The sequence below is a fragment of the Arsenicicoccus sp. UBA2120 genome (assembly GCF_002330965.1).
GTDB lineage: Bacteria > Actinomycetota > Actinomycetes > Actinomycetales > Dermatophilaceae > Arsenicicoccus > Arsenicicoccus bolidensis.
The window spans coordinates 1-12,968 of the sequence record NZ_DCYC01000078.1; the positions used below are offsets into that span (position 1 = coordinate 1).

Here is a 12,968-nt window from a genome sequence, read left to right on the forward strand (position 1 = left end):
CTACCTGAGGTAGGTCAGCGGCGGCGGCGGGCGGTGCCGAACAGCGAGCGCGTGATCTCGCGGCCGATCTGCGTGCCGGCGGACCGCAGCATCGACCGGAACGCCGAGGACTGCACGACCTGCTCGACGAGGCCGGGGTCGTCCTTCTCCGGCTTCTGGGGCTTCTCCGGCTTCTGGGGCTTCTCCGCCGGGGCGGACGCGGGAGCCGGCGAAGGGGCCGGCTCGGACGCCTGCTGGGCCGCCTTCAGCTTCTCGTATGCCGACTCGCGGTCCTGCGCCGCGGCGTAGCGCGCCGTCAGCGGCGACGCCGCCACCAGCCGGTCCAGCTCGGCGTCCGGGGTGGGGGCCATCAGCGACTGCGGCGCACGCATCCGGGTCCAGGCCACGGGCGTCGGCGCGCCGGTCTCGGACAGCACGGTGACGACGGCCTCGCCGGTGCCGAGCTGGGTCAGCAGCGCCTGCAGGTCGTAGCCCGAGCGCGGGTAGGTGGAGACCGCCGCCTTGAGCGCCTTGGCGTCGTCCGGGGTGAAGGCGCGCAGCGCGTGCTGCACGCGGTTGCCGAGCTGGCCGAGCACGCCGGCGGGGACGTCCTTGGGCGACTGGGTCACGAAGAAGACGCCGACGCCCTTGGACCGGATCAGCCGGACGGTCTGCTCGATCGCGTCGAGGAAGGCGTCCGACGCGTCGTCGAAGAGCAGGTGCGCCTCGTCGAAGAAGAACACGAGCTTGGGCTTGTCGACGTCGCCGACCTCGGGCAGGTCGTGGAACAGGTCGGCGAGGAGCCACATGAGGAAGGTGGAGAACAGCGCCGGGCGGTCCTGGACGGCGGGCAGCTCGAGGCAGGAGATGACGCCTCGACCGTCGGCCCCGACCTGCAGCAGGTCGGCGGTGTCGAACTCCGGCATACCGAAGAACGCTGCGGCGCCTTGGTTCTCGAAGGTCACGAGCTCGCGCAGGATGACGCCGGCGGTCGCCTTGGACAGCCCGCCGATGGTCTTGAGCTCGGCCTTGCCCTCGTCGCTGGTGAGGTGCGTGATGACCTCGCGCAGGTCCTTGAGGTCGTCGAGCAGCAGGCCCTTGGTGTCGGCGTAGTGGAAGATCAGCCCGAGGCTGGACTCCTGGGTGTCGTTGAGCCCCAGCACCTTCGACAGCAGGGTGGGACCGAAGCTCGTGATCGTCGAGCGGATCGGGGTGCCCTTGCCGAGCCCGCCGAGCGTGAGCAGCTGGGTGGGGAAGCCCGTGGCCTCCCAGGTCTGACCGACGTCCGTGGCCCTCGAGGCGAGCCTGTCGTTGCTGACGCCGGGGGACGCGAGCCCCGACAGGTCACCCTTGATGTCGGCGAGGAAGACGGGCACTCCCCCGGTGGACAGCTGCTCGGCCATCAGCTGCAGCGTCTTGGTCTTGCCGGTGCCGGTGGCGCCCGCGACGAGACCGTGGCGGTTCATCACGGCGAGCGGGATGCGCACGGGCACGTCCGGGTGGGCGGTGCCGTCGACGACGGCCGCGCCGAAGTCCAGGGCGGGGCCCTCGAAGGCATAGCCGGAACGGATCTGGTCGAGCTGCGAGGTCGAGTCGGTCACGCGTCCGACGATAGCGGTGACTGGGTCGCCTGGCCCTGATCCGCGCGGCAGCCGTGGTGCACGCCTGGTGCGCCGACCAGCGCGCACCATCCAGCGCGCGGCAACTCCCGTGCGCCGCGGACGGACAACTAGACTACGGAGCGTGATCTTCAAGGCCATCGGTGAGGCCCGCCCCTATCCCGAGCACGCCAAGGTGACGACCCGCGACTGGGCCGGCGTGGCGCCGAGCCTGGTCCGCCTGGACCAGCTGGTCACGACGCGGTCCACCCTCGACCTGCGCCAGCTGCTGTCCGAGGACTCCACGTTCTACGGCGACCTGTTCGCGCACGTCGTCAAGTGGCAGGGCACGCTCTATCTCGAGGACGGGCTGCACCGTGCTCTGCGCGCCGCCCTCCAGCAGCGCCCGCACCTGCACGCGCGGGTCCTCAACCTCGACGCCCCCGGCGCTCCGGTCGGCGAGCCGCTGCGCGAGCTCTAGCCTGGAGGGCGTGACCCACAGCTTCGAGCCCACCCCCGAGACCCCCTTCGAGCACCCGTCGTGGTCGGTGAACGCCACGATCTACCAGATCAACACGAGACACTTCACGCCCGAGGGCACCCTGCGGGCCGCCATGGGACATTTGCCGCGGCTGGCGGAGCTGGGCGTCGGGATCCTGTGGTTGATGCCGGTCCACGAGATCGGCGAGGTCAACCGCAAGGGTGGGCTCGGCTCCCCCTACGCGGTGCGCGACTACTACTCCGTGAGCGCCGAGCTGGGCACGGTGGAGGACCTCAAGGACTTCGTCGCCACGGCGCACGACCTCGGCCTCAAGGTCATCCTGGACTGGGTCGCCAACCACACCGCCTGGGACAACGTGCTCATCGAGCAGCACCCAGAGTGGTACTCCCGGGACTGGAAGGGCGACTTCCGCCCCACCCCGTGGTGGGACTGGGACGACATCATCGACCTGGACTACTCCCACGCCGAGCTGCGCGAGTGGATGACCGAGGCCATGGCCTGGTGGGTGCGCGAGGTCGACGTCGACGGCTACCGCTGCGACGTCGCCGGGATGGTGCCGACGGACTTCTGGGAGACGGTCCGCGCGGTGCTCGACGAGATCAAACCCGTCTTCCTCCTCGCCGAGTGGGAGGCGCGCGACCTGCACCACCGTGCCTTCGACATGACCTACGGCTGGAGCTGGAACGACGCGCTGCACAAGATCGCCCAGGGCAAGGCCGACCTGGAGGCGCTGCGCGTCTACTACGCGTGGGACGCCAAGGCCTACCAGCGCGACTCCATCCGCATGCTGTTCGTCTCCAACCACGACAAGAACGCGTGGGAGGGGACGGAGTACGAGCAGTTCGGCAACGCCCTCGAGGCCGCGATCGTGCTCTCGGTGGCCAGCAAGGGGATGCCGCTGATCCACAACGGTCAGGAGGCGGGCATGGACAAGCGGCTCTCCTTCTTCGACAAGGACGAGATCGTCTGGGCCGAGCACCCGATGCGCGACCTCTACGCCCGGCTGATCCGGCTGCGGCGCGACACCCGCGCGCTCTGGAGCGGCAAGCACGGCGCCCCGATGGTGCCGGTGCCCACGACGGCGGACGACCGGGTGCTGGCGTTCGTGCGCCAGGACGACGACACCAAGGTCTTCGCGGCCTTCAACCTGTCCCCCGAGCCGGTCTCGGTGGCCTTCCGCGAGTCCCCCGCGCCGGGCCACTACCGCGACTTCTTCGCGCCCGACGGGTCCGACGGCTCCGACGGGTCCGACGAGCAGACCGTCGAGATCGTGGAGGGTGAGCCCGTGGAGCTGGGGCCCTGGGACTACCGCCTGCTCCTCGGCTGACGGTTGACGGCCGTATGACGAGCGCCCGGCGTCATACGGCCGTCAGCGGGCCGCGCGAGGCCGGTAGGTGACCGTCGTCGACGACGAGGTGGCCGCCGACGTCCCCAGGAAGCGGACGGTCACGGAGGTCGTGCTGCGCACGGTGAAGCTCGTCGGCACCCGACCGGCGGCGTCGGTGCGGCGGTCCGAGCACTGCAGCCGGCCGCGCAGGTGCGACATCGCCCAGCAGGTGCGGACGGGCGCGTTGGCGAGGACGGAGCCGTTGACCGTGCGGGCGGTCACCGTGCCGGTGGCCATGGTGCCGACGACCGGGGCCCACGAGCGCACGCCCGACCAGGTGAGTGCCGCGGGGCAGGCCTTGACCGTGCAGAGCGCCTTGTTGGGGTCGAGGAGGCCGGCGCCGTACGTGTTGTCTCGGCCCCGCGTGCCGAGATCGGCCGCGGTGCGGCTCAGCAGCGCCTGCACCTGCGAGGTGGTCAGCGTGGGCCGAGCCGCCTTGAGACCGGCGACCGCGGCCGACACGGCGGGCGCGGCCATGGAGGTGCCGCTCATCCGGACGTAGCCCGAGCGGACCATGGCCCGGGGATAGGTCGAGACGATGCGGTCGCCGGGGGCCGCGATGTCGACGTAGGACCCGGTGTTGGAGTACGGCGCCGCTCGTCGGGCGCTGGTGGTGGCAGCCACGCCGATGACGTTGGCGTACGCCGCCGGGTAGGTCACCGGGTTGCCCTGGGCCCGCTCGTTGCCGGCGGCCGCGACGACCACCGCCCCCTTGGCGTTGGCGTACTGGACGGCCTTGTCCACCGCGGCGTCGCGGGTGCCGCCGAGGGACAGGTTGATGACCTTGGCGCCGCGGTTGGCGGCGTGGATGATGCCGCGGGCGATGTCGGACGACCACCCCTCACCGTTGGCGTCGAGCACCCTGATCGGCATGATGCGCGTGCCGGGCGCGAGACCCGCGATGCCCAGACGGTTGTGCGCGACGGCCGCGATGATGCCGGCGACGTGCGTGCCGTGCCCGTCGAGGTCGACAGCGCCGGCGCCCCGGGTCCCGCCCGCCGAGGGCTCGAGGAACTGCGCGCCCGGCACGAGCACCCCGCGCAGGTCGGGGTGGCTGCCGTCCACCCCTGTGTCGACGACGGCGACCGTGACGCCGGTGGTGCTCACCCGTGCGTGGAAGGTCTCGCCGCCGAGGGCGCTGAGGCTCCACTGCTGGGGGCGCAGCGGATCGTTGTATGCCGTCGCGCGCACCCTCGTGTCCACGGTGACGGCCACGGCGCCGGGCGTGTCCTGGGCGCGGTCGACGGCGCCGACGGCCTGGGCTGCCGGGACGGTCGCCGTGCTGATGACGGGCTGGCGGGAGACGACCCGGGTCGTGACGACGCGGATCCGCGAGGCGCCGGTGGCGAGCGCCGGGGCGGCCACGGCGCCGGGGGCGCTGGTGACCGAGGTGGTGCGGGCCGCCCACCCCTGCGGTCGACCCTCCGCCGGAGCCAGGGCCGGACCCGGAGCGGGAGCCGGACCCGGAGCGAACGGTCGGGCCCAGGTCGCGTGCGCGGACGTCCCAGCGGCGACGGCGGGGGCGACGCCCGAGGCATGGGCGGCGACGGGGCTGCCGACCGCCGGCGCGAGGGCGGCGAGGGCGGCGATCACGACGCCGGCGTGAGCACGGGTCTGCATGGTGGAGGGGTCCTTCGACGAGGGCACGGGAGCAGGGTTCGCACCACGCGGTCACAGAACGTTATGTCGCCTGACCGTGCGTCACGCCGTGGATAGTGTCAGCGTGCCGCGTTCGACGCCGAAGCCCACCCGTTCGGCGCAACCCGTCAGGCGGGCCCGCCCGCCCAGGAGAAGCGAGGGTCCCGCCGCTCGGTGAACGCCAGCACACCCTCCGCCAGCTCGCCGGACGCGATCGTCTCGCGATAGCGCGCCCGCGCCGCGGGCTCCGGGTCCTCGCCGTCGAGCAGCAGCCGCACCGTCTCCTTGACCGCCGCGATCGTGAGCTGCGAGCGGCTGCACAGCTCGTCGGTCAGCCCCGCGACCGCGTCGTCCAGCTCGCCCGGCCCGGTCAGCACGTCGACCAGGCCCACCCGGTGCGCCTCGACCGCGTCGATCAGGCCGGCGGTCAGGAGCAGCCGCCGGGTCGTCGCCGGTCCGACCAGGTCCAGCAGGGTCCGTATGCCGGTCGGCGCGTAGGCCACCCCCAGCCGGGCGGGCGTCAACCCGAACCGCGCACCCTCCTCGGCCACCCGCAGGTCGCACGACGCGGCCAGCTCCAGCCCGCCCCCGATGCAGCTGCCCCGCACCGCGGCCACCGTCGGCTTCGGGCAGTCCAGCAGGGCCCGCTGGGCGGCGAGGTCCGCCTCGCGGACCGGCACCATCGGATCGGCCGGGTCAGGGCCCGACAGCAGGTCGCCGATGTCGGCACCGGCGCAGAAATGGTCCCCGGCTCCCACGATCACCACGACCCGGACCGCCGGGTCCTCGACCAGGTCCCCCAGGACGTGCGGAAACCCTTGCCACATCTCGAGGCTCATCGCGTTGCGCTTGGCGGGACGGTCCAGGACGAGGCGGGCGACCCCGCCGTCGACATACGTGCTGAGCCCCTCGACGGTCGTCATGGCACCACCCCACCACAGGACCGGCCCGAGGGACGCACCTCCCCGGCCGGTCAACTACCCTGGAGCGATGCCGTCACGCAGGTCCTTCCTTCGCCTGACGGCCTTCGGGATCCTCGTGATCGCCCTCGTCACCCTCCTCACCCCGCTGCTGCGCACGCGCACCGAGCCCGTGGCGCAGCCCGGCCCTCTCGTCGTCGTCTCGATGCCCACCCTGCGCTGGGCCGACGTCGACGAGCGCCGCACCCCCACCCTGGACCGGCTCGCCGACGACGCCGCCATCGGCAACGTCGCCACCCACGCCGTGGCCGGGCACAGCTGCTCCGGATCGGTCTGGGCCACCCTGTCGTCCGGGTTCCGCGTCTCGCTCGACGACGGCACGCCCGAGGCACCGGCGAGCGGTCCCGTCGTGCCCTGCCCACCGATCCCCCGCCCGGTCCCGACCGGCGGCCTCGGCGAGCTGGGCGGCCCGGCGCGCTTCCCGGACTTCCCGCGCTGGCGGGCCGAGCTGCTGGCCCAGCCCGTGCCCGCCGAGCTCGGCCTCCTCGGCACCCAGCTGCGCGAGCGCGGGCAGTGCATCGCCGCGGCGGGGGCGGGAGCGGCGGTCGGGGCGGTGCGCAAGGACGGCACCGTGGCGTCGTACGAGCCCGACCCCCGGCGCGCCGACCTGCGGCGCTGCCCCATCACCTTCGTGTCCTTCGACGGCGTCGACGACGACGGGCTGGCGCGGATCGTCGACCGGCTGCCGCGCGAGGCGACCCTGGTCGTGACCGGGCACGCCGACGACCAGGCGCCCGAGTCGTTGCGCGCGGTCCTGATGAGGGGACCAGGCATCCCCGAGGGGCGACTGACGTCGGCGTCGTCGCGCCAGCCCGGGCTGATCCGGACCACCGACCTCACCGCTCTGGTGACCTCGCGCGTCTCGGCGCTGCCCGGCACGAGCTACGAGGGACGCATCCCCGTGGTGCTGCCCGGGGCGAGCGGCGACGACGTGCGCGCCGAGCTGGCCGGCACCGCCCGGGCCCTGGACGTCCAGCACCACCTCGTGCGGCCGTTCTTCACGACCTACGTCCTGGTCTCGCTCTTCACCATCGGCGTCATCCTGCTCGTGCTGCAGCGGGACCGCAGCCGGGGCCAGACGATCCGTCGGTCCTCGGCCGGGCGGGCCCTGCGCATCGCCTCCGCCGCGGTGGCCGCCGTCCCCGTCTCGACCTTCCTCGCCGGACTGGTGCCGTGGTGGCGGTGGGACCACCCGACCATGGGCCTGGTGATCTCGGTGCTGGGGTGGGCGGCGGCGCTCGCCGCCGTCGCGCTGCGGGGACCCTGGCGGAGCCGTCGAGCCGGCCCCGCGGGATTCCTCGCGGCGACGACGGCTCTCGTCCTCGCCGTCGACCTCGTGCTCGGCGGTCACCTGCAGCTGATGACCATGATGGGGTTGCAGCCCGTCTACGGCGGGCGCCTGCACGGGCTCGGCAACGTCGGGTTCGCCCTCACGGCCAGCGGAGCCCTGCTCGCCGCCTCCCTGCTCACGGGGCGCCTGTCCCGCCGCGACCCCAGCCGGGCGGCCCGGGTGATCGCGGCCATGGGCATCGTCACGGTCGCGGTCGACGGGCACTACGCCCTCGGGGACGAGGCCGGCGGGTCCCTGGCGCTGGTCTGGGGCTTCGGCTACCTCGCCCTCAAGGCCTCGGGGCGACGCACGACCTGGCGGGGCGTGGCCCTGATCGCGGCCCTCAGCGCCTTCACCGCGCTGGTCATGGCGACCCTCGACATGCTGCGACCGCGCTACGAGCGCAGCCACATCGGTGACTTCCTCGCCACCCTGATCGAGACCGGCGACCTCACCTCGGTCGTGCGCAGCACCTTCGTCAACAACTGGTCCATGCTCACCTCGCAGTGGGTCAACCTCGGCGTGCCCGTCCTGCTCCTCCTCGCCGCCTGGGCCGCCCGCCGCCCGCTCTCCTCGCTCGGGCGCCCCCTCACCCGTCTCGAGCGCCAGATCCCCCTGCTGCGCATCGGCTTCACCGCCATCGTGCTCTGCTGGATCGTCGGCTTCCTCACCAACGACTCCGGCACCTCGATCCCGCCCGCCGGCTCGATCCTGATCGTGCCGCTGGTCGTGCTGATGACCGCCTGCGCGCCCCAGCCCCCGGCCGACCACGCGCCTGGCCACGCCCCGGATCGCGCGGCGGACGCAGCAGCCTCCTGAGGGGAGCCACCGCCCCCGCTCACCCTGGGTCTTCTGCCAGGCGGAAGGGCTCTGGCCCCCGCGTCGTGGCCTCTGTCACTGTGGGGCTCCCTGCCAGGAATCCTGGCAACTAGACGGAGGTCCCCCAACGTGTCAGAGTCGACTCGCTTTGATGAGGATCCGCGCCAGATCCTCGCCAAGGGCCGGATGGGCGGGCGGCAGTACCTCGCCGTCGCCATCGCGACCACCCTCAACGCCCTCGACGGCTTCGACGTCCTGTCCATCAGCTTCGCCTCGCCCGGCATCGCCAAGGAGTGGGGCGTCAGCCGGGCCGCGCTCGGCCTGGTCCTGTCGATGGAGCTCATCGGCATGGCGGTCGGCTCGATCATCCTCGGCAACATCGCCGACCGGATCGGTCGCCGCAAGACGCTGATGGTCTCGCTCGTCATCATGGGCCTCGGGATGTATCTCGCGACGCATGCCACCGGCGTCGTGGTCCTCTCGGCATACCGGCTGCTCACCGGCCTCGGCATCGGGGGCATGCTCGCGGTGACCAACGCCGTCGTCGCCGAGTTCTCCAACGCCAAGCTCAAGAGCATGTTCGTCGCGATCATGTCCGCGGGATACCCGGTCGGCGCCATCGTCGGAGGCTCGATCGCCTCCGGCCTGCTCGCCTCCACGGGCGACTGGCGCTCGGTCTTCTACTTCGGAGTCGTCATGTCCGTCGTGATGCTCCCGGTCGTGTACTTCGTCCTGCCGGAGTCGGTCGGCTACCTCGTCCAGAAGCGTCCGCACGGCGCGCTGGAGCGGATCAACGACACGATGACCAAGCTCGGTCACCGCACCGTCGCGAGCCTGCCCCCGATGACCGCCGACGAGCCGCGCACCTCGGTCAAGCAGCTCTTCTCCGGCGGCCTCGGCCGGATCACGATCCTGCTGACCGCGGCCTACTTCGCCCACATCATGACCTTCTACTTCATCCTCAAGTGGGTCCCCAAGATCGTCGTCGACATGGGCTTCTCGCCCGCGTCCGCCGGTGGCGTCCTGGTGTGGGCCAACGTCGGTGGCCTCATCGGCGCCCTGACGCTCAGCTTCCTGTCGGTCCGGCTCTCGACCCGCCTGCTGGTCATCGGCGCCATGCTGGCGTCCACCGCGGCCGTCATCTTCTTCGGCCACGGCGCCGACGGTCTCGCCGGGCTGTCCTTCCTCGCGGCCCTCGGTGGCTTCTTCACCAACGGCGCCGTCTCCGGGCTCTACGCCCTCGTCGCGCACTCGTTCCCGTCGGCGGTCCGCGCCGGCGGCACTGGCTTCGTGATCGGTGTCGGCCGCGCCGGCGCCGCGCTGGGTCCCGTCCTCGCCGGCCTGCTCTTCCAGAGCGGCATGGGCCTGCAGGGCGTGGCCATCGCCATGGCCATGGGCTCGATCATCGGTGCGGTCTGCCTCCTGGGCCTGCGCACCACCCGCGAGTCCGCCCTCTGACGCTGCTGCCCTGAGGGACCGGCCCCGAGCCTAGGACCTGAGCCTCGGCCCTGTGGCTGGGCGGCAGCACCGACAACGCACAAGACTGATGAACGGCCGGCACCGCCGGCCAGGAGACGAAGGAGTCCCGCATGTCCGTCACCGAGCACACGTCTGTCGCCCAGCCCGCCGGCAACCCGGGCCCGGCCACCGCCAAGATCCTGTCCTTCCCCCTCAACACCTGGTACGTCGCCGCGTGGGACCACGAGGTCACCAACAAGGCACCGCTGTCGCGCCGCGTCTGCGACAAGCCCCTCGCGCTCTGGCGGACCACGGACGGCCGCGTGGTGGTGCTGGCCGACGCGTGCTGGCACCGCCTCGCCCCGCTCAGCCACGGCGCCGTGGTCGGGGACGAGATCCAGTGCCCCTACCACGGGATGCGCTACGACGCGGCGGGCCGCTGCACCCACATGCCGGCGCAGCGGACGATCAACCCGAGCGCCGCGGTCCCGTCATACCCCGCCGTGGAGCGCTATCGCTTCATCTGGGTCTGGCTCGGCGACCCGGACCTGGCCGACCCGGACACCATCCCCGACATGCACCGGATGACCTCCCCGGAGTGGGCGGGCGACGGCGAGACGATCCACGCCGACTGCAACTACCAGCTCGTCGTCGACAACCTCATGGACCTCACCCACGAGGAGTTCGTCCACTCGTCGTCGATCGGGCAGGAGGAGCTGAGCGAGGCCGGCTTCGACACCACCCACACGGACACCACCGTCACGGTGACGCGGCACATGAGCGACATCGACCCGCCGCCGTTCTGGCTCAAGAACATGAACGACAAGTTCCCCGGGTTCTCCGGCAAGGTCGACCGCTGGCAGATCATCCACTTCCAGGCGCCGTCGACGGTGTGCATCGACGTGGGCGTCGCCAAGGCCGGCACCGGGGCGGCCGAGGGTGACCGCAGCGAGGGCGTCAACGGCTATGTCATGAACACCATGACCCCCGAGACCGACCGCACGAGCCACTACTTCTGGGCCTTCGTGCGCAACTACCGCCTCGAGAGCCAGACGATCACGACCCAGCTCCGCAACGGGGTGCACGGCGTCTTCGGCGAGGACGAGGTCATGCTCAAGGCGCAGCAGGAGGCCATCGACGCCAACCCCGAGCACGAGTTCTACAGCCTCAACATCGACATGGGTGGCATGTGGGCCCGCCGCATCATCGAGCGCATGCTCGCCGCGGAGGGACGAGGCTGATGGCGGTCGACCAGGTCGCCCACTGGCAGGAGGTCGACGTCGTCGAGGTCGACGACGCGGCCGACGGGATCCGTCGGGTGGTCCTGCGGTATGCCGAGCCGCAGGTCGCCCGCCCCGGGGCGCACGTCGACGTCCGGGTCCCCACACCGGACCGCGGCACCCTCACGCGCTCCTACAGCGTCGTCGAGTCGCTGGACGGCGGTCGCCGCCTCGCCCTGTCGGTCCACCGGTCGGCGGCCAGCCGCGGTGGCTCGGTCGCCATGCACGCCCTCGTCCCGGGTGACCGGCTGCGGGCCACCCAGCCCCTGCAGAACTTCCCCCTGGGGGTGGGTGCGAGCCGGTATGTCGTCCTCGCGGGCGGCATCGGCATCACGGCCGTCCTGAGCATGGCACGTGCCCTCAGGGCCCGCCGGTCCGACTACGACGTCCACTACGTCGGCCGCACCCGCGCCGCCATGGCCTACGTCGACCAGCTCGCCGCCGAGCACGGTGACCGCGTCCGCCTCGCCGTCGACGCCGAGGGCACGCCGCTGGACGTCGAGGGCCTGCTCGACGACATCGCCGGCGACGAGCGGGCCGCGTCCACCGAGCTCTACATGTGCGGACCGATCCGGCTGATGGACGCCGTGCGGCGCGGGTGGGAGCGCCGCGGGCTGCCGGTGACCAACCTGCGCTTCGAGACCTTCGGCAACTCAGGGTCCTGGGCCCCGCAGGACTTCGTCGTCCGCGTCCCCGCGGCCGGGGTCGAGGTGCGGGTCGACGCCAGCACGACGATGCTCGAGGCCCTGGAGCGGGCGGGCGTCGACATGATGTGGGACTGCCGCAAGGGCGAGTGCGGCCTGTGCCAGGTCAAGGTGACCGCCCTGGACGGCCAGGTCGACCACCGCGACGTCTTCCTCTCCGCCGACGAGAAGGCCGGCGACGACCGCCTCTGCGCCTGCGTCTCCCGCGCCGTCGCCCACGGCACCCCCCGGATCGGGGACACGGACGAGCCGGACGACGCGCCGCCGCGCTCGCCCGAGCGGCCCGCCGTCGTCACGATCGAGACCACCTGAGGCAGGGTCGGATCCGCCGTGCCACCATCGTCATCACGCGCCTGCGCCCATTGCTCCCTCGAATCCGGTGGTGCCCCATGACCATTCGCATCCTCTCGTCCAAGGCTCCCGCGCCGCTCCTGGCCCGGCTCGTGACGGAGCTCGGGGCCGAGCCCGCGGCGCAGGGCGGCGCTGACGACGTCGTCGCGGACGCCGCCGGTGGGGTCGACGTCGAGCAGCAGGTGGCCTCGGGCGCCGGCGTGGACGTCGTCGTCCTGGCCTCCGGAGCCATCGAGCGCCTCGCCGCGCAGGGCCACGTCCTGCCCGAGCCGCAGGAGCTCGTCCTCGCCACCGAGGCCGTCGTGGCGGTCGCCGACGGCTCCAGCCGTATGGCGGGCGCCGACGGCGCCGACCTCCCGGACGTCTCGACCCCCGAGGCGTTGCGGGCGGCCGTCGAGCGGGCCCGCGCCGTGGGCATCTCCACCGGCCCCAGCGGCGACGCCGTCCGCCGCATCCTCGACGCGTGGGGTCTTGCCGACCGCACCGTGGTGGCCCCGCCCGGCGTCCCCGTCGGGTCCATGCTCGCCGACGGCACCGCCGACCTCGTCGTCCAGCAGCGCACCGAGCTGGAGGGCATGACGGGCGTCGCCGTCGTCGGCCCGCTCCCGGGGGACCTGGCGCTCACGAGCAGGTTCGTCGGCGCGGTGGTCTCCGCCTCCGACCAGCCCGAGGCCGCGGCCGCCGTCCTCGCCGGCATCGCGCGCCTCGCCCGGTCCTGCGACTGACCCCGCCTCCCCGACCCGACCCTCGTCCTGCACACGTCGTCCCGTCCACGCCCGCCCCGTCCACGCCAGCCCCGTCCACGCCAGCCCCGTCTACGCCAGCCCCGCCCCGCCACAAGGAGCCCCGCATGATCATCGACATCCACGGTCACTACACGACGGCTCCGCCGCAGCTCGGCGCGTGGCGGGACCGGCAGGTCGCGGCATACGACACCGGCGG

10 protein-coding genes are annotated in these 12,968 nt (G+C 72.6%); 7 read left to right on the forward strand and 3 right to left on the reverse strand.

What is annotated here, in order from left to right; all coding sequences use genetic code 11:
- Positions 1-14: 14 nt before the first annotated feature.
- Complete coding sequence (locus tag B2P18_RS13010) at positions 15-1,580, reverse strand: helicase HerA-like domain-containing protein (RefSeq protein ID WP_286960681.1); 1,566 nt, start codon at positions 1,578-1,580, stop codon at positions 15-17.
- Between the two features lie 142 nt (positions 1,581-1,722).
- Between B2P18_RS13010 and B2P18_RS13015 the strand changes: the two genes are divergently transcribed.
- Positions 1,723-2,058 carry a type II toxin-antitoxin system VapB family antitoxin gene (locus B2P18_RS13015; RefSeq protein WP_286960683.1) on the forward strand — a complete coding sequence of 112 codons (336 nt, stop codon included), beginning with the start codon at positions 1,723-1,725 and terminating at the stop codon, positions 2,056-2,058.
- A gap of 10 nt (positions 2,059-2,068) precedes the next feature.
- The gene (locus tag B2P18_RS13020; protein WP_286960699.1) at positions 2,069-3,406 is read left to right on the forward strand and encodes an alpha-amylase family glycosyl hydrolase; all 1,338 of its coding nucleotides are present in this window, start codon (positions 2,069-2,071) and stop codon (positions 3,404-3,406) included.
- 42 nt (positions 3,407-3,448) lie between these two features.
- Here the strand turns inward: B2P18_RS13020 and B2P18_RS13025 are convergent, their stop codons facing one another.
- Together B2P18_RS13025 and B2P18_RS13030 are read right to left on the reverse strand one after the other, a co-directional pair.
- Positions 3,449-5,086 carry a S8 family serine peptidase gene (locus tag B2P18_RS13025; RefSeq protein WP_286960709.1) on the reverse strand — a complete coding sequence of 546 codons (1,638 nt, stop codon included), beginning with the start codon at positions 5,084-5,086 and terminating at the stop codon, positions 3,449-3,451.
- 146 nt (positions 5,087-5,232) lie between these two features.
- Positions 5,233-6,027, reverse strand: coding sequence for an enoyl-CoA hydratase/isomerase family protein (locus B2P18_RS13030; RefSeq protein WP_286960715.1), 795 nt, complete (start codon positions 6,025-6,027; stop codon positions 5,233-5,235).
- A gap of 67 nt (positions 6,028-6,094) precedes the next feature.
- Here B2P18_RS13030 and B2P18_RS13035 point away from each other — a divergent pair, with 67 nt between their 5' ends.
- The 5 genes from B2P18_RS13035 (at position 6,095) to B2P18_RS13055 (ending at position 12,751) form a co-directional block, all read left to right on the forward strand.
- Entirely contained in the window at positions 6,095-8,233 is a 2,139-nt protein-coding gene (locus B2P18_RS13035; protein WP_286960717.1) for a hypothetical protein, read from the forward strand.
- 129 nt (positions 8,234-8,362) lie between these two features.
- Positions 8,363-9,691, forward strand: a complete 1,329-nt coding sequence (locus tag B2P18_RS13040) for an MFS transporter (RefSeq protein ID WP_034252965.1) — start codon at positions 8,363-8,365, stop codon at positions 9,689-9,691.
- A 131-nt stretch (positions 9,692-9,822) separates the two neighbouring features.
- Positions 9,823-10,932, forward strand: coding sequence for an aromatic ring-hydroxylating oxygenase subunit alpha (locus B2P18_RS13045; RefSeq protein ID WP_286960724.1), 1,110 nt, complete (start codon positions 9,823-9,825; stop codon positions 10,930-10,932).
- Positions 10,932-11,987: a PDR/VanB family oxidoreductase gene (locus tag B2P18_RS13050; protein WP_239261469.1), complete on the forward strand. Its 1,056-nt coding sequence runs from the start codon at positions 10,932-10,934 to the stop codon at positions 11,985-11,987. Before B2P18_RS13045 ends, B2P18_RS13050 begins: the two co-directional genes overlap by 1 nt.
- Positions 11,988-12,064: 77 nt before the next feature.
- Positions 12,065-12,751, forward strand: a complete 687-nt coding sequence (locus B2P18_RS13055) for a molybdate ABC transporter substrate-binding protein (protein ID WP_286958297.1) — start codon at positions 12,065-12,067, stop codon at positions 12,749-12,751.
- The last annotated feature ends 217 nt before the right edge of the window (positions 12,752-12,968 follow it).